31 protein-coding genes and 1 other RNA gene are annotated in these 26,049 nt (G+C 63.3%); 15 read left to right on the top strand and 17 right to left on the bottom strand.

Features of this window, described 5'->3' with window-relative positions:
• Window positions 1–208: 208 nt before the first annotated feature.
• Window positions 209–1,783 (bottom strand): trimethylamine methyltransferase family protein, encoded by a 1,575-nt coding sequence (locus ACVJNE_RS14835; protein ID WP_368804453.1) that lies wholly within the window; start codon window positions 1,781–1,783, stop codon window positions 209–211.
• Window positions 1,784–2,048: 265 nt separating this feature from the next.
• On the opposite strand from ACVJNE_RS14835, the gene ACVJNE_RS14830 reads away from it, so the two are divergent.
• Complete coding sequence (locus tag ACVJNE_RS14830) at window positions 2,049–2,747, top strand: corrinoid protein (RefSeq protein WP_173192076.1); 699 nt, start codon at window positions 2,049–2,051, stop codon at window positions 2,745–2,747.
• 32 nt (window positions 2,748–2,779) lie between these two features.
• On the opposite strand, the gene ACVJNE_RS14825 is transcribed toward ACVJNE_RS14830, so the two are convergent.
• Window positions 2,780–2,938 (bottom strand): entericidin domain-containing protein, encoded by a 159-nt coding sequence (locus ACVJNE_RS14825; RefSeq protein ID WP_173192078.1) that lies wholly within the window; start codon window positions 2,936–2,938, stop codon window positions 2,780–2,782.
• A gap of 54 nt (window positions 2,939–2,992) precedes the next feature.
• Here ACVJNE_RS14825 and ACVJNE_RS14820 point away from each other — a divergent pair, with 54 nt between their 5' ends.
• From ACVJNE_RS14820 to ACVJNE_RS14785, 8 genes are all read left to right on the top strand, one after another.
• Window positions 2,993–3,604, top strand: a complete 612-nt coding sequence (locus tag ACVJNE_RS14820) for a DUF1638 domain-containing protein (RefSeq protein ID WP_499566733.1) — start codon at window positions 2,993–2,995, stop codon at window positions 3,602–3,604.
• A 50-nt stretch (window positions 3,605–3,654) separates the two neighbouring features.
• Window positions 3,655–4,227 (top strand): DUF4893 domain-containing protein, encoded by a 573-nt coding sequence (locus ACVJNE_RS14815; RefSeq protein WP_499566731.1) that lies wholly within the window; start codon window positions 3,655–3,657, stop codon window positions 4,225–4,227.
• A gap of 96 nt (window positions 4,228–4,323) precedes the next feature.
• Window positions 4,324–4,626, top strand: a complete 303-nt coding sequence (locus ACVJNE_RS14810) for a virulence factor (protein WP_173192081.1) — start codon at window positions 4,324–4,326, stop codon at window positions 4,624–4,626.
• The gene (locus tag ACVJNE_RS14805) at window positions 4,619–5,209 is read left to right on the top strand and encodes a methylenetetrahydrofolate reductase C-terminal domain-containing protein (RefSeq protein WP_173192084.1); all 591 of its coding nucleotides are present in this window, start codon (window positions 4,619–4,621) and stop codon (window positions 5,207–5,209) included. Before ACVJNE_RS14810 ends, ACVJNE_RS14805 begins: the two co-directional genes overlap by 8 nt.
• Window positions 5,206–6,312: a methylenetetrahydrofolate reductase gene (locus tag ACVJNE_RS14800; protein ID WP_499566729.1), complete on the top strand. Its 1,107-nt coding sequence runs from the start codon at window positions 5,206–5,208 to the stop codon at window positions 6,310–6,312. The genes ACVJNE_RS14805 and ACVJNE_RS14800 overlap by 4 nt, the downstream gene beginning before the upstream one ends.
• A 58-nt stretch (window positions 6,313–6,370) precedes the next feature.
• Complete coding sequence (locus tag ACVJNE_RS14795; protein WP_173192088.1) at window positions 6,371–7,339, top strand: methyltetrahydrofolate cobalamin methyltransferase; 969 nt, start codon at window positions 6,371–6,373, stop codon at window positions 7,337–7,339.
• 10 nt (window positions 7,340–7,349) lie between these two features.
• A complete protein-coding gene (locus ACVJNE_RS14790) occupies window positions 7,350–9,428 on the top strand; it encodes an ASKHA domain-containing protein (RefSeq protein ID WP_499566727.1) in 2,079 nt (692 codons plus the stop codon).
• A 52-nt stretch (window positions 9,429–9,480) separates the two neighbouring features.
• Window positions 9,481–10,362, top strand: a complete 882-nt coding sequence (locus tag ACVJNE_RS14785; protein ID WP_499566725.1) for an alpha/beta hydrolase — start codon at window positions 9,481–9,483, stop codon at window positions 10,360–10,362.
• A 10-nt stretch (window positions 10,363–10,372) separates the two neighbouring features.
• Here ACVJNE_RS14785 and ACVJNE_RS14780 read toward each other — a convergent pair whose 3' ends face one another.
• Window positions 10,373–11,269 carry a LysR substrate-binding domain-containing protein gene (locus ACVJNE_RS14780; RefSeq protein WP_499566723.1) on the bottom strand — a complete coding sequence of 299 codons (897 nt, stop codon included), beginning with the start codon at window positions 11,267–11,269 and terminating at the stop codon, window positions 10,373–10,375.
• Between the two features lie 129 nt (window positions 11,270–11,398).
• On the opposite strand from ACVJNE_RS14780, the gene ACVJNE_RS14775 reads away from it, so the two are divergent.
• The 4 genes from ACVJNE_RS14775 (at window position 11,399) to ACVJNE_RS14760 (ending at window position 13,427) form a co-directional block, all read left to right on the top strand.
• Window positions 11,399–11,596: a hypothetical protein gene (locus ACVJNE_RS14775; protein WP_499566721.1), complete on the top strand. Its 198-nt coding sequence runs from the start codon at window positions 11,399–11,401 to the stop codon at window positions 11,594–11,596.
• Complete coding sequence (locus tag ACVJNE_RS14770) at window positions 11,593–11,769, top strand: hypothetical protein (protein WP_499566719.1); 177 nt, start codon at window positions 11,593–11,595, stop codon at window positions 11,767–11,769. Before ACVJNE_RS14775 ends, ACVJNE_RS14770 begins: the two co-directional genes overlap by 4 nt.
• Window positions 11,770–12,064: 295 nt before the next feature.
• Entirely contained in the window at window positions 12,065–12,205 is a 141-nt protein-coding gene (locus ACVJNE_RS14765; RefSeq protein ID WP_173192095.1) for a hypothetical protein, read from the top strand.
• Window positions 12,206–12,488: 283 nt separating this feature from the next.
• Window positions 12,489–13,427, top strand: a complete 939-nt coding sequence (locus ACVJNE_RS14760; protein ID WP_244649238.1) for a GlxA family transcriptional regulator — start codon at window positions 12,489–12,491, stop codon at window positions 13,425–13,427.
• 22 nt (window positions 13,428–13,449) lie between these two features.
• Here ACVJNE_RS14760 and ACVJNE_RS14755 read toward each other — a convergent pair whose 3' ends face one another.
• From ACVJNE_RS14755 to ACVJNE_RS14725, 7 genes are all read right to left on the bottom strand, one after another.
• The gene (locus ACVJNE_RS14755) at window positions 13,450–14,970 is read right to left on the bottom strand and encodes a DegQ family serine endoprotease (protein ID WP_379012994.1); all 1,521 of its coding nucleotides are present in this window, start codon (window positions 14,968–14,970) and stop codon (window positions 13,450–13,452) included.
• Between the two features lie 146 nt (window positions 14,971–15,116).
• Window positions 15,117–15,302: a DUF2065 domain-containing protein gene (locus ACVJNE_RS14750; protein ID WP_173192099.1), complete on the bottom strand. Its 186-nt coding sequence runs from the start codon at window positions 15,300–15,302 to the stop codon at window positions 15,117–15,119.
• 3 nt (window positions 15,303–15,305) lie between these two features.
• Window positions 15,306–16,262 carry a protease modulator HflC gene (gene hflC, locus ACVJNE_RS14745; RefSeq protein ID WP_499566716.1) on the bottom strand — a complete coding sequence of 319 codons (957 nt, stop codon included), beginning with the start codon at window positions 16,260–16,262 and terminating at the stop codon, window positions 15,306–15,308.
• A complete protein-coding gene (gene hflK / locus ACVJNE_RS14740; protein WP_499566714.1) occupies window positions 16,262–17,371 on the bottom strand; it encodes an FtsH protease activity modulator HflK in 1,110 nt (369 codons plus the stop codon). Before hflK ends, hflC begins: the two co-directional genes overlap by 1 nt.
• Before the next feature lie 141 nt (window positions 17,372–17,512).
• The gene (locus ACVJNE_RS14735; protein WP_499566712.1) at window positions 17,513–18,022 is read right to left on the bottom strand and encodes a dihydrofolate reductase; all 510 of its coding nucleotides are present in this window, start codon (window positions 18,020–18,022) and stop codon (window positions 17,513–17,515) included.
• 1 nt (window position 18,023) lies between these two features.
• The gene (locus tag ACVJNE_RS14730) at window positions 18,024–19,025 is read right to left on the bottom strand and encodes a DUF4424 domain-containing protein (RefSeq protein ID WP_499566710.1); all 1,002 of its coding nucleotides are present in this window, start codon (window positions 19,023–19,025) and stop codon (window positions 18,024–18,026) included.
• Between the two features lie 80 nt (window positions 19,026–19,105).
• A complete protein-coding gene (locus ACVJNE_RS14725; RefSeq protein WP_499566708.1) occupies window positions 19,106–19,900 on the bottom strand; it encodes a thymidylate synthase in 795 nt (264 codons plus the stop codon).
• A 149-nt stretch (window positions 19,901–20,049) separates the two neighbouring features.
• Between ACVJNE_RS14725 and ssrA the strand changes: the two genes are divergently transcribed.
• Window positions 20,050–20,408: a transfer-messenger RNA gene (gene ssrA, locus ACVJNE_RS14720) on the top strand.
• Between the two features lie 25 nt (window positions 20,409–20,433).
• Here the strand turns inward: ssrA and ACVJNE_RS14715 are convergent.
• The 7 genes from ACVJNE_RS14715 to ACVJNE_RS14685 all read right to left on the bottom strand — a co-directional run bounded on the left by ACVJNE_RS14715 (window position 20,434) and on the right by ACVJNE_RS14685 (window position 24,942).
• Window positions 20,434–21,651, bottom strand: a complete 1,218-nt coding sequence (locus tag ACVJNE_RS14715; RefSeq protein ID WP_499566706.1) for an MFS transporter — start codon at window positions 21,649–21,651, stop codon at window positions 20,434–20,436.
• 48 nt (window positions 21,652–21,699) lie between these two features.
• Window positions 21,700–22,032: an ArsR/SmtB family transcription factor gene (locus ACVJNE_RS14710; RefSeq protein ID WP_499566704.1), complete on the bottom strand. Its 333-nt coding sequence runs from the start codon at window positions 22,030–22,032 to the stop codon at window positions 21,700–21,702.
• 72 nt (window positions 22,033–22,104) lie between these two features.
• Window positions 22,105–22,836, bottom strand: a complete 732-nt coding sequence (arsH, locus tag ACVJNE_RS14705; protein ID WP_499566702.1) for an arsenical resistance protein ArsH — start codon at window positions 22,834–22,836, stop codon at window positions 22,105–22,107.
• Between the two features lie 109 nt (window positions 22,837–22,945).
• Window positions 22,946–23,368: an arsenate reductase (glutaredoxin) gene (gene arsC / locus ACVJNE_RS14700; protein WP_499566700.1), complete on the bottom strand. Its 423-nt coding sequence runs from the start codon at window positions 23,366–23,368 to the stop codon at window positions 22,946–22,948.
• Window positions 23,365–24,060: an aquaporin gene (locus ACVJNE_RS14695; RefSeq protein ID WP_499566698.1), complete on the bottom strand. Its 696-nt coding sequence runs from the start codon at window positions 24,058–24,060 to the stop codon at window positions 23,365–23,367. The genes arsC and ACVJNE_RS14695 overlap by 4 nt, the downstream gene beginning before the upstream one ends.
• Window positions 24,057–24,566, bottom strand: a complete 510-nt coding sequence (locus ACVJNE_RS14690; RefSeq protein WP_499566696.1) for an arsenate reductase ArsC — start codon at window positions 24,564–24,566, stop codon at window positions 24,057–24,059. Before ACVJNE_RS14690 ends, ACVJNE_RS14695 begins: the two co-directional genes overlap by 4 nt.
• Window positions 24,567–24,609: 43 nt before the next feature.
• Window positions 24,610–24,942 carry an ArsR/SmtB family transcription factor gene (locus tag ACVJNE_RS14685; protein ID WP_421925826.1) on the bottom strand — a complete coding sequence of 111 codons (333 nt, stop codon included), beginning with the start codon at window positions 24,940–24,942 and terminating at the stop codon, window positions 24,610–24,612.
• 220 nt (window positions 24,943–25,162) lie between these two features.
• Between ACVJNE_RS14685 and ACVJNE_RS14680 the strand changes: the two genes are divergently transcribed.
• Entirely contained in the window at window positions 25,163–26,047 is an 885-nt protein-coding gene (locus ACVJNE_RS14680) for an MBL fold metallo-hydrolase (protein ID WP_499566694.1), read from the top strand.
• The last annotated feature ends 2 nt before the right edge of the window (window positions 26,048–26,049 follow it).

Here is a 26,049-nt window from a genome sequence, read left to right as displayed (position 1 = left end):
TTCTTCTGCGACGCCGGTGATTCGCGAAAGCCAAGCGGCCGGCCGATCTCCCCCCTCGTGGGGGAGATGTCCGGCAGGACAGAGGGGGGCAACGTAGAGCATCAACCCAGCCCGCACCTTATCCCCCATCCGGCCCGCGTATGGCGCTGCGCCAGACTTCCTTGTGAATGATGTCGGCCACTTTAGCCCGGCCTGACGCGGGCTCCTTTCACGTGAAGGCGTCGGGCATCGCCTCTTTCTTTTGCGACACGAAATCGCGCAGGCCATCGGCGATACCCGGATCGAGATAAGGCGCTTCGTAGCTCTCCAGCCAGCGGCGGGCGAGTTCGTTAGCCCGCTGTGGCGCGGTCTTCTCGCCCTCGGCCTGCCACTGCTCGAAGGAGTTGTTGTCAGCAATGGACGAGCGATAGAAGGCGGACTGGAAATTGGCCTGGGTATGGGAACAGCCGAGATAGTGGCTCCCCGGCCCGACCTCGCGTATCGCGTCCATCGCCTGCCCGTTTTCGGACAGGTCGACGCCCGCGGCGAACTTCTGCGCCATGCCGAGCTGGTCGACATCCATCATGAACTTCTCGTAGCAGGACGCGAGCCCGCCCTCGAGCCAGCCAGCGGAGTGCAGCACGAAATTGGTGCCGGCAAGCAGCGTCGAGTTGAGCGTGTTGGCACTCTCGTAGGCCGCCTGTGCATCCGGAACCTTGGATGCGCATAGCGAGCCGCCGGTGCGGAACGGCAGGCCGAGACGCCGCGCAAGCTGGGCCGCGCCGTAGGAGACCAGCGACGGCTCCGGTGTCCCGAATGTCGGCGCGCCGGACTGCATCGAGATCGACGAGGCGAAAGTGCCGAACAGCACCGGTGCGCCCGGCCGCACGAGCTGCGTGAAGGCGGCACCCGCCAGCACCTCGGCAAGCACCTGCGTCAGCGTGCCCGCGACGGTCACAGGGCTCATCGCGCCAGCGAGAATGAACGGCGTGATGATCGTCGCCTGATTGTTGCGGGCATAGACCTTGGCTGCGCCCAGCATGGTCTCATCGAAGACCATCGGCGAGTTGGCGTTGATAAGGTTGATGATGACCGTGTTCTGGTCGACGAACTCCTCGCCGAACAGGATCTTCGCCATGGCAACCGTGTCTTCGGCGCGTTCCGGCGCGGTCACCGAGCCCATGAACGGCTTGTCGGACAGCGTCATATGCGCCAGCACCATGTCCAGATGGCGCTTGTTGACCGGCACGTCGACCGGCTCGCACACCGTGCCGCCGGAATGGTGGATCGACGGCGCCAGATAGGCGAGCTTCACGAAATTGCGGAAATCCTCAATCGTCGCATAACGGCGGTTGCCGTCGAGGTCGCGCACGAAGGGCGGGCCGTAGACGGGCGCGAAAACGGTAGCGTCGCCACCGATCTGCACCGAGCGTTCCGGGTTGCGGGCATGCTGGGTGAAGACGGGCGGAGCGGATTTGAGCAGCGACCGCGGAAGGCCTTTCGGGAAGTGGACCCGCTCGCCCTTCACGTCCGCGCCGGCATCCTTCCACATTGCAAGTGCTTCGGCATCGTCGCGAAACTCGATGCCGATCTCCTCGAGAACGGTGTCGGCATTGGCCTCGATGAGCGCGAGACCTTCTTCGTTGAGCACCTCGTAAAGCGGAATGTTGCGTTTGATATAGGTGAGCTGCGGTCCTGCGCCGCCGCCAGTACGCGCCGCGCGGCGTGCCGCTGCACCGCCCCTGTCGCCGCGTCCACGGCGTCCGCCGCCAGCGCCCTGCTCGACAGCCAGATTGTCTTCCATGACCGTTTCCCTGAATCCCGTAATGCCGCCGGGCGGCTCTTTGCCCGGATCGTAGCCAAGCAACCTTGCAGAAGCGGCCAGCCAGCGCCAGCCCGTGTCGCAAAATCGACAGGAAGTGCTGTCAGTTCCAAACGGGACTGCTTCGGTCGCTTTCCTATCGCGGCACGTCGCAAATCAGCTAAGAAACCTGGTTTGTCGCGGATTATGAATTGGGAGAACGTTGCGGGCACCGTTTGTCCGCGCATGGCATTTGCAGGAGCCCGAGATGTCAGACGACGAAATCATCCTCTCCGAGCTTTCCGACGAGGAACTGGTGCAGCAGATGCACGACGACCTCTATGACGGGCTGAAGGAGGAGATCGAGGAAGGAACGAACATCCTTCTGGAGCGCGGTTGGGTCCCTTACGACGTCCTCACCGAAGCGTTGGTCGAGGGCATGCGCATCGTCGGCGAAGATTTCCGCGACGGCATTCTTTTCGTGCCTGAGGTGCTGCTGTCAGCCAACGCCATGAAGGCCGGCATGGCTATCCTGCGCCCGCTGCTGGCTGCAACCGGCGCGCCCAAGCAGGGCAAGCTCGTGATCGGCACAGTCAAGGGCGACATTCACGACATTGGCAAGAACCTCGTCGGCATGATGATGGAGGGTGCGGGCTTCGACGTCGTCGACCTCGGCATCAACAATCCTGTCGAGAACTATCTGGCCGCGATCGAGGAGCATCAGCCCGACATCGTCGGTATGTCGGCCCTGCTCACGACCACAATGCCTTACATGAAGGTCGTGATCGACACGATGAAGGAAAAGGGTATCCGCGACGACTACGTCGTACTCGTGGGCGGCGCACCGCTCAACGAGGAGTTCGGCAAGGCTGTCGGAGCCGACGCCTACTGCCGCGACGCGGCTGTGGCCGTGGAAACGGCGAAGGATTTCATGAAGCGCAAGCACAACGTCCACGCCTCGGCCTGAGACGTGGACGTTTCAAGTTTTCGCCGTGACGACTAGTAGGTCGACCGCTCGATATTGCGGCCTGCGTCCTGCGTAGCATCCACCGCATTCGCGGTGTCGGCGCCCATGCCGCGGATGGTATTGGCGCAACCGGCCGCAAAGCCGGCAACGAGAACGAGAACGGCGAGCTTGGACATGGTGGATTTGGTCATCGTGAAACTCCGCATCGTCGATGCGCCCCTCTGGCGCTGTGAAAGGTGACAGACATGCAACGCGCGGAACCCGAAAAGGTTCTCGTAATCGCATGCGGAATGCTGGCGCGCGAAATCCTGGCGGTGAAGGAGCGTCTCGGCCTCGACCATATCGAGCTGACCTGCCTGCCCGCTGAGTTCCATTACTATCCGGACCGCATCCCCGCTGCGATGAATGCGGCGATCGAAAAGGCGCGTGCGCAGGGCTATGCGCATATCTTCGCAGGCTATGCCGATTGCGGCACCGGCGGCATGCTCGACCGGGTGCTGGAACGACACGGCGTCGAGCGCATGGCCGGCCCGCATTGCTTCGCCTTCTACCAGGGGGAAGCCGCGTTCGCCCGCGTCGCCGACGACGACATGCTGTCGTTCTACATGACGGATTTCCTCTGCCGGCAGTTCGATGCCTTCTTCATGAAGCCGCTCGGCCTCGACCGCCACCCTGAGCTGGCGCAGGACTTCTTCGGAAACTACGAGAAGGTTGTCTATCTGGCCCAGACAGACGACCCGTCGCTCGAAAAGGTGGCTCGCGATGCGGCTGAAATGCTCGGCCTTGCCTACGAGAAGCGCATGACCGGTTACGGCGATCTGGAACCTGCGCTTGCCCGGCTTTCGACGCGATCTTGAAACCGCCGGATTTGCCCGGCGGGATGGCCGGAACCACCGGAGACCGATCTATGCGCCGTACAGCCCTCATTGCCCTTGCCCTGCTCCTGTCCACGCCGGCCTTCGCCACCGGAGAGATCGAAAGCCTCATCACCGACGCGGACCGCGCTCGGCTTGAGGCCTATGAGACCACCCGCGATGCAGCCGTTGCGGAAGCGCGCGAAGGCGGCACGCCTGAGGACATCGCCATCATGGAACGCGCGCTTTCGGCCCCGCACCAGTCGTTCGAGGGCTTCGACATGACCGGCGATTGGCAATGCCGCACCACCAAGGTTGGCGGGCTGGCAAATCTGGTCGTCTATTCATGGTTTCGTTGCAGGGTCACCGATGACGGCTCAGGCTGGAAGCTCGAAAAACTGTCGGGTTCGCAACGGACAACCGGCCGTTTCTTCACCGATTCCGACACCCGCCTGACCTATCTCGGCTCCGGCAGCATTCACGATGCAAAACCCGCAGCTTACGGTTCGGGACCTGAAAGCGACCAGGCCGGTTATGCGTTTCGAACCGGCGAGGCCGAGTGGCATATCGAGTTCCCCGCCCCCCACTACGAATCGAAGCTCGACATCCTCGAATTCCGTCGCTGACCGCGCGTCGTTTTTGAAGGCACGCGCGTCGTCCGGCAACAAGCAGGCGCGCGCGCTTCCGCGCAATGGTCACCGTGGAGTGAGGAGAACAGCCGCATGGCGGATCTAATCGTCGTCTACTGGCGCGACATCCCGGCACAAGTGATCGTCAGGAAGGGGCGGCAGAACGCCAAGCGCGAGCTGCCGCTGCGTTTCACGGAGGCTATCGACATGTGCGCCATGCGAACCGGTGCAGGCGATACCGACGCGTATCTGGCCGAGTGGCGCAAGGCAGACCCCGAACCTGTCGGCGACGACCTTGAGGCTGAGGCCGACAAGGCGTTTGCCGAACTCGACGCGGCCTATGACCGCGAACGTCTCGTCGCACTCGTGAAGGCGGGCGGAAGGGAAAATGTCTGACAAGCAGCAGCCGACGGTCACCCAGGCCACCCAGGTTCGCAACGCGGCGCCCAAGACCGCATACAAGCCCGCCGACGTATCCCCGCAGCGGCGTGTCCAGCGCCGCTACACGATGCGGCTGTGGTCGGTGCGCCACTCGCGTGGGCTCGAATGGTTCTACGAGCGCTTTGCCGACGTCTTTCTGCTGCTGCACCCGATCTGGAAAGCGGTCGGCTATTCACGCGCCGAAGCGCCGGTAAAGTTCGTCGAGAAACGGGTTAAGGGCCTCATGTTCGACTGCCGCATGTGCGGCCAGTGCGTACTGTCTTCCACCGGCATGTCATGCCCCATGAATTGCCCGAAACAGCTCCGCAACGGCCCCTGCGGCGGCGTGCGCGCCAACGGCAATTGCGAGGTCGAGCCGGATATGCCCTGCGTGTGGGTGAAGGCCTGGGAAGGCTCGCGCAACATGCGCAATGGCGATGCGATCCTCGCCGTGCAGAAACCCGTCGACCAGTCTCTGCGCGAAACGTCGGCCTGGCTGCGCGTGACGGCTCGCGCCGCCGCCGAGCGTGAGAAGGCGAAAAAGGGAGAGCCTGCATGACCCCCTCCCCGCGTCCTCCGCAGCCTGACGAGAACCCCGCCGGCATCGACCTGCCACTAGACCCGCTGCCCGGCCATTCGTCGCGCGGCCGGCTTGAGCGCATCCTGCGGCGCGGCGAGTTTGCGGTGACCACCGAGCTCAACCCGCCGGACAGCGCCGATCCCGAAGACGTCTACGAGCGTGCCAAGGTCTTCGATGGCTGGGTCGACGCGATCAACGCCGTCGATGCGTCGGGCGCCAACTGCCATATGTCGTCGGTCGGCATCTGCGCGCTACTGACCCGCATGGGTTATGCGCCGGTGTACCAGATTTCCTGTCGCGACCGGAACCGCATCGCGATCCAGGGCGACGTGCTGGGTGCCGCCGCGATGGGCGTGGCCAACATGCTGTGCCTGACGGGCGACGGCGTGCAGGCCGGCGACCAGCCGGGCGCAAAGCCCGTCTTCGATCTCGACTGCATGTCGCTGCTGGAAACGGTTCGCACCATGCGCGACGAGCAGAAATTCCTCTCCGGCCGCAAGCTGACCACACCGCCGGCCGTGTTCCTGGGCGCGGCGATCAACCCGTTTGCGCCACCCTATGAGTTCCGGCCCCACCGGCTCGCCAAGAAGATCGCGGCCGGCGCCCAGTTCGTGCAGAGCCAATACTGCTTCGATGTGCCAATGTTTCGCGAATACATGAAGCGCGTCAATGATATGGGCCTGACCGAGCAATGCTATGTGCTGTGCGGTGTGGGGCCGCTTGCCTCGGCCAAGACGGCGCGATGGATCCGCGCCAACGTGCCCGGCATCCATATCCCCGATGCGGTGATCGCACGGCTCGAAGGTGCGGCCGACCAGAAAAAGGAAGGCAAGCAGATCGCCATCGACATCATAAACGAGGTCAAGGAAATCGAGGGCGTCTCGGGCATCCATGTGATGGCCTATCGCCAAGAGGAGTTCGTGGCCGAGATCGTGCACGAATCCGGCGTGCTGAAAGGCCGCCGTCCGTGGCGCCGCGAACCACGCCCGGACGACGCCATGGTCGCCGAACGCCTCGACCATATTCTGCACGACAGCCCCACCGAAACCCCGCAGGCGATCGTCAGCCAGGCCGCCAACTGAATTCGCGCTTGCAAGCGCCCTCTATTCGGGACATCCCGACAAAGAACGGAGACACAACATGACCCGCACCATCGTAGCCTCGGCGAGACGTGAGATCGTCATCGGCTTCGACCAGCCCTTCTGCGTCATCGGCGAGCGCATCAACCCGACCGGCCGCAAGAAGCTCGCCGCCGAAATGGTCGAAGGCAATTTCGAGACCGTGAAGAAGGATGCGATCGAGCAGGTGCAGGCCGGCGCGACCATGCTGGACGTCAATGCCGGCGTCACCGCCGTCGACCCCAATGCGACCGAGCCCGCCCTTCTGGTGCAGACGCTGGAGATCGTGCAGGGACTGGTGGATGTCCCGCTGTCGATTGACTCCTCCGTCACCGCCGCGATCGAAGCGGGCCTGAAGGTCGCCAAGGGCCGCCCGCTCGTCAATTCCGTGACCGGCGAGGAAGAAAAGCTCGAAGCGATCCTGCCGCTCATCAAGAAATACGATGTGCCGGTGGTCGCCATCTCGAACGACGAGACCGGCATCTCCATGGACCCTGACGTGCGTTTCGCGGTCGCCAAGAAGATCGTCGAGCGCGCGATGGACCATGGCATCAAGCCGGAGGACGTCGTCGTCGATCCGCTGGTCATGCCGATCGGCGCGCTGGGCGATGCCGGCCGGCAGGTCTTCCAGCTTCTCTACCGGCTGCGCAACGAGCTCAAGGTGAATACCACCTGCGGCCTTTCAAACATCTCGTTCGGCCTGCCGCACCGCCACGGCATCAACGCCGCCTTCATCCCCATGGTGATCGGCGCGGGCATGACCTCGGCGATCATGAATCCCTGCCGCCCGCAGGAGATGGAGGCCGTGCGCGGCGCCAATGTGCTCAACGGCACCGACAAGGACTGCATGACCTGGATCAAGACCTACAAGGACTACAAGCCTGGCGAACACGCCGCCCCTGCCCCGGTGGCCGTCTCGGCGCCTGGTGACGCTGCTGCCGGCGCAGGCCGCCGTCGCGGCGGCCGCGAGGCACGGATGGCGCGAGGGTAACGATGTTTCCATGAACGCCCCGTCCAACATCACCGATCCGCTCGTCCTGTTCATGCCCTCGGGAAAGCGCGGGCGTTTTCCCAAAGGCACGACCGTGCTGGATGCCGCGCGCGAGCTTGGCGTCTATGTCGAGAGCGTATGCGGCGGGCGGGCAACCTGCGGGCGTTGCCAGATCGTCGTGCAGGAAGGCAGTTTCGCCAAGCACAAGATCGTTTCCTCCAACGACCACATTTCTCCCAGGGGCGCCAAGGAGGAGCGCTACGACCGCGTGCGCGGGCTGGCCGAGGGGCGCCGCCTCTCCTGCTCCTCCACCATCGAGGGCGACCTCGTCGTCGACGTGCCGCAGGATACCGTCATCAACGCCCAGGTGGTGCGCAAAGCGGCACTGGACCGCATCATCGAGCGCAATCCGGCTGTCCAGCTCTGCTATGTCGAGGTCGACGAACCCGACATGCACAAGCCGCTCGGCGATCTCGACCGCCTCAAGGTGATGCTCGAGAAGGACTGGGGCTGGCAGGACCTGTTGGTCTCGCAGCACCTGCTGCCGCGCGTCCAGACGATCCTGCGCAAGGGCAACTGGGGCGTTACGGCCGCTATCCATCGCGACCTTGCAACCTCGCGGCCGACGATCATCGCGCTCTGGCCCGGCCTGCACAACGAAGCCTACGGCCTTGCCTGCGACATCGGCTCGACCACGATCGCGATGCATCTGGTCTCCCTGCTGTCGGGCCGGGTCGTTGCCTCATCCGGCACGTCGAACCCGCAGATCCGCTTCGGCGAGGATCTGATGAGCCGCGTTTCCTACGTGATGATGAACCCCGATGGCCGGCAGGCCATGACCACGGCGGTCCGCGAGGCGATCAACGGGCTGCTGGACAAGGTGTGCGTGGAAGGCGGAGTCAGCAGCGACGACGTGCTGGACGCCGTCTTCGTCGGCAACCCGATCATGCATCACCTGTTCCTGGGCATCGACCCGACCGAGCTCGGCCAGGCGCCCTTCGCGCTGGCCGTTTCCGGCGCAGTGCATACTTGGGGCAGCGAAATCGGCCTGAAGATCAACGAGGGCGCACGCGTCTATGTACTGCCCTGCATTGCAGGCCATGTCGGGGCCGACGCTGCAGCCGCCACCCTGTCGGAAGGCCCTTACCGGCAGGATGCGATGATGCTGCTGGTCGACGTCGGCACCAATGCCGAGATCGTGCTGGGCAACAGAGCGCGGGTCGTCGCCGCGTCCTCACCGACGGGGCCGGCCTTCGAGGGCGCGGAAATATCGTCGGGCCAGCGCGCCGCACCGGGCGCGATCGAGCGCGTACGCATCGATCCAGTAACGCTGGAACCGCGTTTCCGCATCATCGGATCAGAAAAATGGTCGGACGAAGATGGATTTGCCGAAGACGCCGGGAAACTGGGTGTCACCGGCATCTGCGGCTCGGCGATCATCGAGGTCGTGGCTGAGATGTACCTGTCGGGCATCATCTCGGAAGACGGCGTAATCGACGGCGGACTGACGGCCAGAAGCCCGCGCATCTTCCAGAACGGCCGCACCTCGTCCTACCTGCTGCATGAGGGCCAGCCGCGCATCACCGTTACCCAGAACGACGTGCGCGCCATCCAGCTCGCCAAGTCCGCCCTCTATGCCGGCATCAAGCTGCTGATGGAAAAGCAGGGCGTCGACCATGTCGACACGATCCGCTTCGCCGGCGCGTTCGGTTCCTTCATCGATCCCAAATACGCAATGGTGCTGGGGCTGATCCCCGATTGCGACCTCGCCGAGGTGAAGGCCGTCGGCAACGCGGCCGGCCAAGGTGCACTGATGGCCCTGTTGAACCGTGACTACCGCCGCGAGATCGAGGAGACGGTGCGTCGCATCGAAAAGATCGAGACGGCGCTGGAGCCCAACTTCCAGCAGCTTTTCGTCAATGCAATGGCCCTGCCCAACAAGGTGGACCCGTTCCCCAAGCTGGCCGAGGCGGTGACGCTCCCGCCGCGCCGTGCGAATTCAAGTGACGATTCCGCATCGGGCGGCGGGGATGCCTCGCCGAGGCGACGATCGCGAGAAGAACGGGCGGCGAGACGCAGCCGCACTTGACGCCGACTTGCGAAGGGCTTTCATCTTCCTGTGACCACACGCAGGAGATGCAATGAGTATCAAGAGCCACCTCGCCGCCTTCGTGCTCCGCCATACGCGCAAGAAGGCCTTCCAGAGCGCCGAGGGGCTTCATGCCTGGATCGAGAAATCCCGCAAGACGCAGGATCACCGGCCACCGGTCAAGGTTGCGGAAACGCTGGACATCACCCAACGACAGGTCGAAGGCCACGTCGTCTACGAGGCGCGCCCGAAGGGAAAGCATGCGAGCCGCCGCATCCTGTACCTGCACGGCGGCGCATACTGCTTCGAACTGACCTCGTTTCACTGGAAGCTCATCGCCGAACTGGCGACGCGCCTTGGCGCGCACGTGACCGTCCCGGTCTATCCGCTGGCGCCCGAACACGATTTCCACGACATCTACGCGATGACCAGCGCCGTCTATCGGGAGGTCCTGGGCGAAGGGGGCAAAGTCGCCGTCGCAGGCGATTCCGCCGGCGGCAACATGGCCCTCGTGCTGACCATGATGGCGGCCGAGAACGGCTGGCCGATTGCCGACCGGCTGGCGCTGATTTCGCCCGGCCTGGACATGACACTTGCCAATCCCGAGACGCTGAACGTCGCCCGCATCGACCCGTGGCTGGGCGTGCCGGGCGGCACCGAGGCGGTGCGAATCTATGCAGCCGGCATCGACTATGGCGACTGGCGCATCAGCCCGCTCTACGGCGACCTGTCGATCCTCCCGCCGACGCTGGTTTTTTCAGGCACGCGCGACATGCTCTACCCTGACAGCGTGGTCTTCACCGAAAAGGCCAGAGAAGCCGGTGTCGACGTCCGCCTTGTCGTCGGAAAAGGCATGTTCCACGTCTGGCCGCTGATCGACATGCCGGAGGCCCGCACCGCGCGCACGCAGATGGTCGAGTTTCTTTCGGCCTGACTAACTGGGCTCAGAACCGGCCGGTTTCTCTGAAGCACTCGAATGTCGCGCGGATATGGTCGGCTGCGGCCTGCACCGGCGCAGACGCGTCGGGCGCGACGATCATCGCCAGATTGTAGTTCGACAGCAGCGGCAGCCCCTCGTCCGGGCCGAGTGCCACGATGTCCTCGCCGATGAACGACTTCGGCAGCGGTGCGATCGCCAGGTCGGACAGGATCGCAGCCCGCTGGCCCGCGGTGTGGGCGCTCATATAGGCGACACGGTAGTTGCGGCCCGCGCGGCCCAGCGCATCAAGCGCATCGGCCCGCCACACGCAGCCCTCCTCCCACAGGGAAACCGGCAGCGGGTCGCGCAGATGCGCGCAGCCACCCTTGGCGCCGCCCCACACGATCGGCTCGGTCAGCAACACCTCCGCATCGGAGGGTACATTGTTGCGCGCGGTCAGAAGCGTGATGTCGAGCTGCCGCTCGGCCATCCGCCGCCGCAGATTGCCGCTCATGTCGATGATGACGTCGACCGCGATCGCCGGATGCGTCTTCGCGAAGCGCTTGAGAACGATCGGCAGGATCCGTTCGCCGTAGTCGTCCGGCGAACCCATCCGAACCACGCCGGCAATGTCCGGCACGATGAACTTCGACACTGCCTCGCGGTTCAGCGCCAGCATCCGCCTTGCATAGCCCATCAGCATCTCGCCCTCCTGAGTGAGGGTGACCGAGCGCGCGTCACGCAGGAAAACCGCGGCGCCAAGAATGTCTTCCAGCTTCTTGATCTGCATGGACACCGCGGAAGGCGTGCGAAACACCGCGCCGGCGGCCAGGGTGAAACTGCCCGTTTCGGCGATCGCGACGAACGTGCGCAGCACGTCGAGGTCCAGCAGGGGCATGGGGTGATTGAGGGGAGCGTTCATTGGGCCTGTCCATCAACAAAACTGAATGAAACCATCATTCCATTTCGTTTGATTGAACATGACGCAGGGATCACAGTCAAGAGCATCAGCAGCGGAGAATGCGCTGCCACAACCTGGAAGGAGATGAAAATGTCAGTCTTCGCATCGATCGCTCGCTTCGCCTCCGACTATCGGACCCGTCGTCGGCGCATGCACACCTACCTGGAACTCCTCTCGCTGCCGCCGGAAATCCAGAAGGACATCGGTTGGCCAACGGAGGAAGAAATGCCCCGTCGCCTCGAACGCCGGACCCGTACTTACCAACCGATCCAGAGGAGGCTGGCATGAGCGTGCTGCGTGCATTGCAGGATTTCATCCGTGAGTTCCGCGCTATCAACAACCATGCCATTACGGGCCGCCCGCCCAAGGAACGTGGAAACGCCGAGCGGCTGCCTTCTTACAATGTCGACGGTTGGCTCAACGCCGAATTCGACATCGCGCACCGGGTGCGCAGGCTCTGAAGACGCCTAGCCGGCGGGACATTCGACGCCCCGCCGGCAGCCATGCATTTGGGCATCGCGCCCATGATATCGGCGCATAACGCCGTAAAAAACGCCCAACTCCCTGAACGACCTATCAAATCCGGCCAGAATGCAGGCAAATGCCGCATTCGGTGTCGTTTTCGCAGCGTTGCACTTCGCATTTTCCATCTTGTTTGCACCGCACAAGGCCTATATGGGGCGCATCAACGAGCGACCCCACTCCATCATGCGAAGGCCGTTCCGTGTGAGACCTGACTTTGCATGGAGATGTGTCATGAAATTCTTTTCCCGCTTCTTTTCCGGTCGCCGCGAAAGCAACCTGACGACTGCGCTTGAGCGCCAGCGCCTCGGCAAGACGATGCCCGGCCAGACCGGCGCGATCGCCGCTTCGCGTCTGGGCTTCCTGGTCAACTAAGAGACCGGATCACCGATTGAACCGACAGCCGCCGCGACGGGCTTGAGTGCCTGACGCGGCGGCTTTCGTGCGTCCGCACTCGACGCGTGATGCATCGCTGCATCGGGCCGTGGACTTGTCAGATTCCTTCATGACAGCCCATTGACATCTATGCGCTTTCCTGATGACGCTTTGCTGATCGCGACATGACCTGTCAGCGGGCCGCTTTACCTTGGAGGCACAAGTGACCCCTAAAAACACCGTCAAACGGTCGATCGTTTTCTTTCTCGTGCCCGATTTCACGATGATCGCGTTTGCGACGGCGCTGGAGCCGTTGCGCTCGGCGAACCGCATGCTCGGTTACGACGCCTATCACTGGCGGCTGGCGAGCGCCGACGGCAGGCCGGTGCGCGCATCCAATGGTGTCGAATGCGCCGTGGATACCACGCTGGAGGAAGAGCGGCGCAAGATGAGCGGCCCGGAGCGCCCGTCGATGGTGATCGTATGCGCCGGCTTGAACGTCGAAAAGTATCATCAGAAGAGCGTTTTTGCCTGGCTGCGTGAGGAATACAACCGTGGCGTCGCCATTGGCGGGCTCTGCACCGGCGCATATGTGCTCGCTCAGGCAGGGCTTCTGTCCAACAAGCGCTGCGCGATCCACTGGGAGAACCTGCCGGGCTTCACCGAGGCGTTTCCCAAGGTCAACGTCTATGCCGACCTGTTCGAGGTCGATTCCAATCTGTACACCTGCGCCGGCGGCACCGCAGCGCTCGACATGATGCTGAAGCTCATCGGTGACGACTTCGACGACAACCTCGTAAACCGCGTTTGCGAGCAGGTACTCACCGACCGCGTCCGCAGCCCCACCGACCGCCAGCGGCTGCCGCTGCGCGCGCGGCTGGGCGTGCAGAACTCCAAGGTGCTGACGATCATCGAATTGATGGAGGCAAACCTCGCCGAGCCGCTGTCGCTGATCGAAATCGCCGACCATGTCGGCCTGTCGCGGCGACAGATCGAGCGCCTGTTCCGGCAGGAGATGGGCCGCTCGCCGGCCCGCTACTACCTTGAAATCAGGCTGGACCGTGCCCGCCACCTGCTTATCCAGTCGTCGCTGCCCGTCGTGGAAGTGGCCGTGGCGTGTGGCTTCGTGTCGGCATCGCACTTCTCCAAGTGCTACCGCGAACTCTATGCCCGCTCGCCCCAGCAGGAGCGCGTCGACCGCAAGCAGTTGCTGGCGGCCTAGGACGAGGGAAAGCGCCCTTCCCTCAATCCATACGCACGGTGACGAAGCGCAGCTCGCCGTTCTTCGAGGCAATCATCAGCAGGGCATTCCGCCGCCCCTGATCCTTCAGCGCATCGACACGGTTCATAAGGTCTTTCGGTGTCGATACCGACTCCTGCGCAATCTCGGTGATGACGTCGCCCGGCATTACGCCCTTTTCCTGCGCGTAAGACCCTTCCTGGACCTCGGTAACGACGACGCCGTTGACGTCATCCGAAATCTCGTAGGTGGCGCGCACCTCGTCATCGAGCTCTGCCACGGTCATGCCAAGCACGCTGGCCGACGCAACCGGCGCCTCTTCTTCCTCCGTTGGCTCCGTCGAGCCATCCTCCGTCATGCGCTCCCCATCTTCCAGGCGACCGAGCGTCACCGGAACGGTCTGCTCCTCGCCCTTGCGGACGACGATGACATCGACCTCCTTGCCGACGGGGCTTTCTGCGACCACGCGCGGCAGGTCGCGCACCGAGCGCACATCCTTGCCGTCGAAACGAATGATGACATCGCCGGGCTGGATCGAGCCGTCGTCAACCGGGCCGCCCTTGATCACACCGGCAACAAGCGCACCGCGCGCGCTGTCCATGCCGAGGCTCTCGGCAATGTCGTCGGTGACAGGCTGGATGCGAACGCCCAGCCAACCCCGCCGCGTCTCGCCGAACTCGCGAAGCTGGGCGATGACATTGGTGGCGAGCTGCGAGGGTATCGAGAAGCCGATGCCGATGGAACCGCCCGAGGGCGAAATTATCGCCGTGTTGATACCGATAACCTTGCCGTTCATGTCAAACAGCGGCCCGCCAGAATTGCCGCGATTGATGGCCGCGTCGGTCTGGATGAAATCGTCGTAGGGGCCCGAATTGATGTCGCGCCCGCGTGCCGACACGATGCCGATGGACACCGAACCACCCAGGCCGAACGGATTGCCGATCGCCATCACCCAGTCGCCGATGCGGATCGCGGTCGAATCGCCGAAATCCACCGCGGTGAGCTGGCGCAGCGACGGGTCGACCTTGAGCACAGCCAGATCGGTCTTGGGATCTGTACCGACCAGCTCGGCGTCCAGCTTGCCGCCATCGGCAAAGTTGACCTCGATCTCGTCAGCATCCGCAATCACGTGATTGTTGGTGACGATGATGCCTTCCTCGGCGTCGATCACAAAGCCGGAACCCAGCGACTGGACGCGCCTGCCACCCGGCGAATTCTCGCCTCCACGCTCATTGAAGAACTCGTCGAAGAACTCCTGGAAGGGCGACCCTTCCGGCAGTCCCGGAGGGGGCACGTTACGCTGTCCGCTTCTTCCGCCGACATTTTGCGAGGTAGAGACATTGACCACAGCATCGAGCAGGCCCTCGGCAAGGTCTGCAACCGAGGCCGGCCCATGCGCGACCGGCGGCTGCGCCTGTGCGTATGCGGCGGGCGGCATCGTCCAGACGCTGGCCACGCCGATGGCGCCGGCCGCCGCGCCGATCAGCGCCTTGCGTGTTGCGGACGTGAAGGTCGTCGAAACCATGCGGGAAGTCTCCGGATATAAGGATGTGCGGGTGCTTCTGCGGACGCATGGTCGCCAACAATAAGGCGCGTTTGCGACCGATGCCGATGAAAACGGTAAATCCATTGTGACGCGCCGGTCAGGCACACACAAGTCCGTGCGCAGCGTCAGCCGCGCACGAACCACACAATAAGGACACCTATTGCGACGGCGACAAGGCCCCCGACGCGCATCGCCTGCTCGGGCATTGCCAGCACTTCGGCGGCCAGCCGCTTGGCAAGGTGCGGCAGGCCGCCATAGAGCACGCCCTCGATCACGAGGACGAGCCCCAGTGCGACGATGAGATCGCTCACCGGCTAGTCCGTTGCGCCGGTGGTCACCCCGTTGCCGGATGCCGGTGCCGGTGGCGTCGACGGAGCCTGCTCAGACGGCTGGCGACCCTCGGCGCTGCCGAAGAAGCGGAAGAACTCGGAGTCGGGCGAAAGCAGCATCGTGGTGCCCGATCCCTGGAGAGCCGACGCGTAAGCGGCCATCGAGCGATAGAACTCGAAGAAGTCGGTATCCCGCGAGAACGCATCGGCAAAGATGGCGTTACGCTCTGCTTCGCCCTCGCCTCGCAGAATCTCCGATTCACGCTGCGCTTCGGCCGTGATCTCGACCACTTCACGATCCGCACGTGCGCGGATGCGCTGGGCCGCTTCGCGGCCGCGGGCACGCAGTCGTTCGGCCTCGGCCAGACGCTCTGCACGCATACGCTCGTAGGTCTGCTGCGAAACCTCAGCCGTCAGGTCGGTACGACGGATCCGCACGTCGACGATCTCGAGGCCCAGCGATGTCGCATCCGGGCGAAGCTGGTCGCGCACTTCGCGCATCATCGAACCGCGCTCTTCGGAAAGTGCGGCCTCGAACCCGCGCAGACCGTAGACACGACGCAGCGCTGCGTCGAGACGCGTGCGCAGGCGTTGCTCGGCCAACGGCACGCTACCGGAGACCGCCAGACGGAACCGCCGCGGATCGCTGATGCGGTAGGCGATGAACGCGTCCACTTCGTAGAAGCGGCCGCCGGAGACCTGCACGCGGATATCGTCCAGGTCGAAGCGCAGCACGCGATCTTCGATCAGTTGCACATTGTCGGCTTCCATGAAGGCAAACGGCGCCTTGAAGTAGAGCCCCGGCTCCGACTTGACGTCGACGATCTCACCGAAGCGCAGCACGATCGCCTGCTGGCGCTCGTTGACCACGAAAATCGATGACCAGGCGAGGAAGAGGATGACCGCTACGGCGATCACGATGAAGGGAAGACGGTTTGCCATCAGTTGTTTCCTCCCTGTCCGGCCGGCTGCGCACCGCGCAACTCAGGCAGTGGCAGGTAAGGGATGACGCCCTGGCCGTTACCCTGTTCCACGATCACCTTGTTTGAACTCTTCAGCACGTTTTCCATAGTTTCCAGAAAGAGGCGCCTGCGGGTGACGTCCGGCGCCTTGGCATATTCGTCATAGACCGAGATGAAGCGCTGGGCTTCACCGTCTGCTTCCTGCACGACGCGGGTCTTGTATGCGGCCGCCTCTTCACGGATGGCAGCAGCCTCGCCTCGCGCCTGACCCAGTTGCTGGTTCGAATACTGGTTGGATTCCTCGACGAAACGGTCTTCGTCCTGCTCGGCGCGCTGCACCTCCTCGAAGGCGTCTGCCACTTCGCGTGGAGGCGCGGCATCCTCGATCGAAATCGCGGTGATGGCGAGACCGGACCCGTAGCTCTCGATCGTCTCCTGGATGATCTCGCGCACGGCCTCTGCGATGCCCTGACGGTCGTCGCGGAAAATGTCCTGCGCGGGCCGGCGTCCGACAACCTCGCGCATGGCGCTTTCGGCAACCTGACGCATCGTGGCGTCGGGGTCGGACACGTTGAACAGATAAGCGGCCGGATCAGCGATCTGGTACGCCACGGAGAACTTCACATCGACGATGTTCTGGTCGCCCGACAGCATCAAGCCTGTCGAGGTTCCGCTGCGCGCTTCGCCCACATTGATGAGCTTTTCGGCGACGTTGGCGATTTCGACGGTTTCCACCGGCCACCAGTGAAAGTGCAGGCCGGGCTCGGAGACTTCGTCCTTGGGCTGGCCGAAGCGAAGTTCGACCGCCAGCTCATCCGGCTGCACGGTGTAGATGGCCTGGAACAGCCACAGCGCCACAAGCGCAACCGCAATCAGGATGAACATGGCCGGGCTTGCCCGGCCGCCGCCCGGCAGTGCCTGCTTCAACCGGTCCTGCCCGCGCCGAATGATGTCTTCAAGATCCGGAGGATTGTTGCCCGGTCCGCTCGGTCCGCGCGGACCCTGACCCCAGGGACCGCCGCCGCCACCGCCGCCATTTCCGCCGCCGCCCCAGGGACCGCCGCCGCCACTCTGATTACTCCAGGGCATATATTTCCTCTTGTCTAGACAAAACTGTCTGCGACGGAACCCCCGCCGCCTGTTGCCGTTTATCGGTTTATAGGCACGCAGTCGCGCGCTTTCAACGCAATGCGTGCGGGTTAGCAACTTTCGCGGCAGATCGCCGCGCCGCTATGGCTGTGCACTTTGCCGGCGTTCGTAGATCACGTGACGGGTCGCGTGGCTATCCTTCTCACCCGCCGGATAGGTTTCCTCGGAAACAACATACCACGTTTGAGGATCGATAGGCGGAAAGCGTGTGTCGCCGTCGACCGTTGCAAGCACATGGGTAACGTCGAGCCTGTCTGCATCTGGAAGCGCCTGCCCGTAGATCTGCCCTCCTCCGATAACCGCTACCTCCGCCGCACCATCGGCGCGCGCAAATTGCATCGCCTCATCGAGCGACGATGCAACGTCCGCACCTTCGGCTACGTAGGCACGATCACGCGTGATCACGATATTGTGCCGTCCCGGCAGCGGCCGCTTCGGGAAGCTCTCCCAGGTCTTGCGGCCCATCACGACCGGCTTGCCCATGGTTGTGGCCTTGAACCGCTTCATGTCGCTCGACAACCGCCAGGGAAGGTCGCCATCCCGGCCGATGACGCCGTTTTCGGCGATTGCCACCACCAGCGTGACTTTCATCTTATTGCCCGCCATCGGTACGACGCAGGATGAGCACGTTGATGTCCCGTTCGGGGAAGAAATCGGTGGCGCTCATCTCGAATGTGGTCGGACCGATCTTGCGGACGCCGGAACCGCAGAAGGAAACGAGATTTTCCGGCGCGCCCTTGTCGATCGTCAGCGTGAAGTCCTGGATCGCGCCGGACCAGTTGGCACCGGTCGTCAGCACGTAGGAAATCCATGTCTCGTAAAAGGGCGGATTGCCATCCGGTGAAGTCTTTGCGTGACGACGAACGGCATTAAGGAAACTCTCGTCCACACAGTATTTCTGCTGATACTGCCCGAAATACGGCTCCTGCGGCTTACCGTCCTGCAGAAAGCTCACCGCGACCGTGCCGCCCAGGCTCGGCTGGTAGCGATGTGCCACCTCGACCGGCTGGCCGGCGGGAAACTCGGCCCGCCACCAATAGGTCGACTTCAGCCGCCACATCGGAGAATGGCTTTCGCGCCAGCCCGACCCGTCGTCGTAGCTTTCTTCGTAAAGCATGCCGCGCGCCACCCAGTCGGCCTTGGTCTCGGCCGGCAGCGCTTCGATGGCTTCACCCAGACCGTCCGCGAACGGATTGAGTGGCAGGCTGGCCGCGGTCAGCCTATCGGTCACGTCCAGTTCTGCGGCAAATGCCTTCTGCTCCAGTTCCGGCGTGATCGTCCGCCCTTCCATCTCCACCGTGAAGCCGAGGAAATTGTCGCTGTCGGAGACCGGTACGGCGACGTCGCCATAAGGATTGGCTTCTATGTCCGGCATCGGAAACGCGACTACCGCCTCGACGTCGTCTTCCGACGTGTTGCGAAACCGATAGGCAACCCTCACCTCGATTAGCGAGATGAAGAGGTCTTCCTTCTCCATCGTCACCACGTCGGAGCGAACGAAGACCAGCCCGCCGGTCTTCAGTTCGGCCATCGTGTCGTTGGCGAAGGCGGGCGTTGCGGTCACCAGCGACAGCGCCACCAGAAGTCTCTTCATCACTACCCCTCCACGCGCTGGGTATTCGCAGCCGCCGGAACTGTGGGCGAGAAGCGAGCCGGCTTCAACCCCGGCTGCGCTCACACCGCGATCGGGGCGCGGATCGTAGGATCGGAGACGTAACCGTCCAGCCGGAAATCCTCGAAACGGAAGGCAAAAAGATCGGTGACGTCCGGGTTCATCCACATCGTCGGCAGCGGCTTGGGCTCGCGCGTCAACTGCTCGCGCGCCTGGTCGAAATGGTTGGAATACAGATGCGCGTCACCTAGCGTGTGGACGAAGTGACCGGGCTTGAGGCCGGTCACCTGCGCTACCATCATCGTCAGCAGCGCATAGGAGGCAATGTTGAACGGCACGCCGAGGAAGATGTCGGCCGAGCGCTGATAGAGCTGGCAGGAGAGCCGGCCATTGGCGACATGGAATTGGAACAGGCAGTGGCACGGGGGCAGCGCCATGACGTCGACTTCGGCCGGATTCCATGCCGACACGATCAGCCTGCGCGAATTGGGATTCTCCCGTATCTCCCTGACGACATTGGCGATCTGGTCGATAGAGCCGCCGTCGGGCGTAGGCCACGACCGCCACTGCGAGCCGTAGACGGGGCCGAGATCGCCGTTTCCGTCGGCCCACTCATCCCAGATCGTGACGCCGTTGTTGTTGAGATATTTGACGTTGGTGTCGCCCGCGAGAAACCACAGCAATTCGTGGATGATCGACTTCAGGTGCAGCTTCTTGGTGGTGAGAGCCGGAAAGCCCTCGGCGAGATCGAAACGCATCTGCCAGCCGAAGACGCCGCGCGTGCCGGTGCCGGTCCGGTCGCCGCGGTCGACGCCGTTTTCCAGCACATGTTCGAGGAGGTCCAGATATTGCCGCATGGGATTGTCGCCGTCGATTCGAAAGGTCGCACGATCATAGCGGAGAGGCGGCCGGCGGACACCATATTCGTTGCCACCGCGATGCCCTTCGACCAGCCCTGTGGAAAGTCGCGCGGCAGCAGCCGGATGGTGCGGCGGTGGCTCGAACGCCCCTTCCCTTTCGCAGCGCAGCTTCCTATATTCGGCGCGTCAGCTTGTCTGACTATGGAAATAAACGGCCGATGAAATAAACCATTCGGACCCGGGGGCGGTACCCGGCGCCTCCACCAGGAACCGCAGCATCGCGCTGCGGCTGCTGATGGGGGCGAAATAGGATCGACGAGGGCGTAAAGATCGGACTTTTTCCCGGCATTGTACCACCGTTATCGGGCTAATCTTATAGTTGCCAACGACAACTATGCTGAGGCACGTCTCGCTGCTTAATGCGGCGCGATAGTCTCGAATTAAGCCCTGTGGGTTAGCACCTTCAGGCGGGGTTCGGAGGTACCTGGCAACAGAAACCTCCACCTTATCCCATCTCCCTCCAGATCTAGTTAGCTCGGCCCTGCGCTGCGCGACTTCCATGCGGCGAACCAAAAGCCGGCGCACAGCGTCAGCGATCCGACGAACACGGCCGCCAGCACGGCCCCATAGCCTCCGCTCGCCTGCCAGATCAGCGCAGCGCCAAGTGGCGCGAATGCCTGCATCAGGTTCAGGGGCGCAACGAGCGAACCGTTGACGGCGCCATAGGCGCTGCGCGTGATCATTTCCGGCACCGCAAGCCCCCGTACGATCGTGATCGTGCCATTTGCCGCGCCGTAGAACGCGGCGATCGCGGCAATCGTCGCCACTTCGGGCGGTGCGAAGGCGAAGCCGATGACGGCCAGTGGAAACACGATGACGATCATCGACCCAAGCGACCGGACGGGTGCCGTCGGCGCGAAGGCCATCACCGCCACACGACCCGCCACCTGCGCCGGCCCGATGACGGCCATCACCGTCACCACCCCCGCGGCTCCCAATCCGCGCTCGAGCAGCAGCGGATAGAGGTGATAGGTCAGCGACGAGAAGGCGGCGGCATAGGAGACCCACGCGACAAGCAACCCCCAATAGGCCGGCTTGCGCATAGCCGAGGCGACAGCCGCGCGGCCCGCCAGCGGCGTAGGCCCGCCCACGCTTGTGGTTGCCGGCCCACGATCCTTTCGCGCATCGATCGCCAGCGCATAGAGCCCGCCGCAAACGACGACGTTCACCGCCCCCATGACGAGGAGAGCGCCCCGCCAGCCCTGTGTTTCGATAAGATACTGGATGAGCGGAATGAAAACGGTGCTGGCAAAGCCACCCCAGAGCGTCAGCGTCGTGATGCCCTTGCGCGCTCGCTCCGGCCCGACCCGGCGGGCAATGACGGCGAATGCCGGCTCGTAGAGCGCGCCCGCCTGCATGCAGCCCAGAAACGCAAGGATGAGGTAGTAGGCCGGCAGGCTATCGACCCGCGACCACGCTGCCAGAAAGAGCCCCGCAACAACCGAAGCGCCGGTCATTAGAAGCCGCCCGTGCCCCCTGTCGATCGCCGCCCCCACCGGATAGGCCGCCAGCCCCGCCAGCACCATGCCGAGCGTGGCCGCACCATAGAGCTCGGTCTTCGACCAGCCGAGATCGGCGCGCATTGCTTCCGCGATCAGCGGAAAACCATAGAAAAGCGTGCCCCATGAGCATATCTGCGCCGCACCGAGCGCGCTTATGAACCAGCCCTTTCCGGCTTTCTCAGACATGCTTGCCGATCGATGCTTCCACGACGGCGCCAGCCGTGGCCTGCCGTTTCATGCCTTGCCTCGCACGAGCATCTCTGCCACGCCGGGCGGACAGCTCCCATCGACGCAGCTTTCGTCGGCAAGATAGCCAAGCAGGGCTAGCATCGCCGGGTATTCCGCCCGGCATATCAGCGTCGTTGCCTGTCGTTCCTGGCTCACCAGTCCGGTTTCCACCAGCCGCTTACAGTGGTGCGACAGAGTGGATGCCGGAATGCCAAGCTTTTCCTGCACGCTGCCGACCGGCAAGCCCTCTGCGCCGGCGCGCACGAGGATGCGGTAGATGTTGAGCCGTGTCGCGTTGCCGAGCGCCTCGAGTTGCGCTGCTGCCTGTTCGAGTTCCATGGCGCGACCCTAGGCCTGGCCGGCGACAAGCGTCAAATTAAATTCGATTATAGTCGAAATAAAAGAGTCGCATCATTGGGTTCGCTGATTCACGCGCCGCGAAACCGCCTCCGCGCTTTCGACCCGTTCGGAATATCGATCGGTCAGATAGTCGGCTCGGTCGCGCAGAAGCAGCGTGAACTTCACAAGCTCCTCCATCACGTCGACGATGCGGTTGTAATAGGACGACGGTCTCATGCGCCCCTCGGCGTCGAATTCGTTGAAGGCCTTCGCGACCGACGATTGGTTGGGAATGGTGAACATGCGCATCCAGCGGCCGAGTATGCGGAGCTGGTTGACCGCGTTGAAGCTCTGCGAGCCGCCACAGACCTGCATGACAGCGAGCGTCCTGCCCTGCGTCGGCCTGACACCACCCAGCGACAGCGGCAGCCAGTCGATCTGCGCCTTCATGATGCCCGTCATCGATCCGTGACGCTCCGGCGAGCACCAGACCTGTCCTTCCGACCAGAGCGACAGTTCGCGCAGCTCCTGCACCTTGGGATGATCGGCCGACGTCGAATCCGGCAGTGGCAACCCGGAAGGGTTGAAGATGCGGACCTCCGCGCCAAGCCTGCGCAGGATGCGTGCCGCCTCTTCCGTCGCCAGCCTGGAATAGGACCTTTCACGCAATGAGCCGTAGAGCATGAGTATGCGCGGCGGATGCGTTGCGCGCGGAGCGTCGAAAAGCGCGTCGGCGCTGATCGGCGGAAATTGCTCCTCTTCGATATTGGGAAGCGTATCGATCTTGGTGGTTTCCTCGGTCATGCCTCTCCTTCGTGTCGCCTGCACTAGTCGGTAATTCGATAAAACTAGAATTATGGATATTCAGACTCGCAGGATGCGTCAACAGTGTTTCGACAAAGATAGAAATAAATCACCGCACCCGCCGCCCGTCGCTGTCGATCACGACCTCGCCGTCTTCCTTGGTGAATGGGCCGATGTCGGCGTTGGGCAGGATGTCCAGCACCGCTTCGGACGGGCGGCAGAGCTTGGTCCCTAGCGGCGTCTCGACAATGGGCCGGTTGATGAGGATCGGGTGCGCCATCATGAAGTCGATGAGTTCGTCGTCGCTCCAGCGCGGCGAGTCGAGTTCGAGCTCGGCATAGGGCGTCCCCTTCTGCCGCAGCAGCTCGCGCGGCGAGATGCCCATGGCCGCGATCAGTTCGGCAAGTCTTTCGCGCGACGGCGGCGTCTTGAGATATTCGATCACCTCGGGCTCCTCCCCCGACTGGCGGATCATGGCAAGCGTGTTGCGGGACGTGCCGCAGGCAGGGTTGTGATAGATCGTGATCGTCATTCGGCAGCTTTCGTTTGCATGATGGTTTTCGGTGCGGCGAGCAGCCAGCCCGCCAGGGCAGCCGCAAGCACGGCCCCCGCCAGCTCCGCGGCAATGAAACCCGGCAGGTCGGCCGGCCGGATGCCCGCAAACGTGTCGGTAAAGGCACGCGCGATCGCCACGGCCGGATTGGCGAATGAGGTCGAGGCGGTGAACCAGTAGGCCGCGGTGATGTAAAGCCCCACCAGCCACGGGACCGCGTCGGCGCGGAAGCGCAGGCCCGCGAGAATCGTAAATATAAGCCCGAACGCTGCCACGGCTTCAGCCAGCCATTGCGCCGCGCCGCTTCTGACGGTGGTGGAGGCCTGCCAGATCGGCAGCTCGAACATCGCATGTGCAAGAAGCGCACCGGCAATGCCGCCGCCGATCTGGGCGAGCACGTAAGCAGCCGAGGCGCCCGCGCCGATCTCGCGCCGCAGCGCGAACACCAGCGTCACGGCAGGGTTGAAATGTGCGCCCGACAGCGGACCCAGTATGGTGATCAGTACAACGAGGATCGCACCCGTCGGCAGGGTGTTGCCGAGAAGGGCCAGGGCAACGTCGTCGGTGAGCTTGTCGGCCATGATGCCGGAACCGACAACGGTCGCCACCAGTATTCCAGTGCCGAGCGCTTCCGCGACCAGCCGACGTGGCAGATCGAATGCCGCGCTCATCCCGCCTCCGGCATGTGGCGGCCTATGTCTCGCAGCCGCCCCTGCAGCGTAAGGCGATCCAGCGAGGCAAGCGGCAGGCTGGTGAAGATCGAGATGCGATTGTTCAGCATCCGGTAGGTCTCCGCGAAGGCGAGGTGCTTTTCCGCATCTGTACCCTCCGCTGCCGCCGGATCGGGCACGCCCCAATGCGCCGTCATCGGCTGCCCCGGCCAGACCGGGCAGGCTTCGTTTGCGGCGTTGTCGCAGACCGTGAAGACGAAATCCATGACAGGCGCCTCATCCGTGGCGAACTCCTCCCAGCTCTTCGAGCGGGCAAAGCTTGTGTCGTGATTGACGCCCTTGAGAAGCTCGATGGCGAAAGGGTGCACCTCGCCCTTCGGTTGAGAGCCCGCCGAATAGGCCCGAAAGCGCCCCTGCCCGACCCGGTTGAGGATTGCCTCGGCAAGGATCGAGCGGGCGGAATTGCCCGTGCACAGGAACAACACGTTGAATATCTGGTCGCTCATGGGATGGCCCTCCAAGACCCATCTTCCGTTGAGTAGAAAATCGTTAACACCTGCACGTCACCGCTTCGATTACCGGCCGGCACAGTTCCGGTGCGCCGTTGCAGCAGTCCTCCATCAGGTAGGCAAGCAGGTCGCGGAAGCCGGTCATGTCCGCCACGTAGCGGACGACCCGGCCATGACGCTCCGGCCGGATCAAGCCGGCCTGCGTGAGCACCTTGAGATGCGTCGACACCGTGTTCTGCACCGCGCCAAGTCGGTCGGCTATTTCACCCGCCGGCACGCCCTCCTGTCCCGCCTTCACGAGGAGGCGAAAGACGTCGAGACGTGTTTCCTGGCCGAGGGCTGCCAAAGCGGCGAGAGAGAGCTTCTTATCCATATATCTGCCTTTACCGATATATTGGTACGCTCTCTGCATGACCGGAGCATGACAATCAACCCTCGATTTCGCGCAGATTAACTATTGCATTTTTTTGCAATCGACTTTATGTAATCGATGCAATCAGAACTTGGCGCGGAGGCAGATGCCTTCATGGCGCTCCAGCGCCCAAACGAAGATGGCAAATCGAATTTACGGCATTTGAATGCGGAGGCATCCGATGAGCAATACCAGCCCGCTTGTGAAGGGCTTTTTCGACAAGCGCACCTTTTCCATCCAGTACGTTGTCGCTGATCCCGAAAGCCGCAAATGCGCGATCATCGATCCCGTTCTCGATTTCGACGAGAAGTCGGGCTCGACGGCAACGCACAACGCCGATGCGATCCTCGACTACGTCAGGGAGCAGGGTTTCGAGGTCGAGTGGATTCTCGACACGCATCCCCATGCCGACCATTTTTCCGCAGCACGCTACCTGAAGGAGAAGACCGGCGCACCGACGGCGATCGGCGAGAAGGTCGTCGAGGTGCAGAAGCTCTGGAAGGGTTTCTACAACTGGCCGGACTTTCCGGCCGACGGTTCGCAGTGGGACAAGCTGTTTGCGGAGGGCGAAACCTTCACCGTCGGCACGATCCCCGCCCGCGTCCTGTTTTCGCCGGGCCATACGCTCGCCTCGATCACCTATGTCATCGGCGACGCGGCCTTCGTCCACGATACGCTTTTTATGCCTGACTCGGGCACGGCCCGAGCCGACTTTCCGGGCGGCAGCGCCACGCGGCTCTGGCAGTCGATCCAGGAGATCCTTGCCCTTCCGGACGAGACCCGCATCTTCACCGGCCACGACTATCAGCCGGGCGGCCGCGAGCCGCGCTGGGAGTCCACCGTTGCCGAGCAGAAGGCGGCGAACACTCATATGTCGAAATGCGCGACCGAAGCCGAATATGTCGAGGTGCGGGAGGCTCGCGACCGCACGCTGCCCATGCCGAAGCTGATCCTGCACGCCTTGCAGGTCAACATGAATGGCGGCCGCCTGCCCGAGCCGGAAGCCAACGGGAAACGCTACCTGAAATTCCCGCTGGACGTGCTCGATGGCGCGAACTGGGGCTGACG

The organism is Mesorhizobium sp. DxT (genome assembly GCF_058448885.1).
The sequence above is the reverse complement of the archived record's forward strand: the minus strand, read 5'-3'. Positions and strand labels throughout refer to the sequence as shown.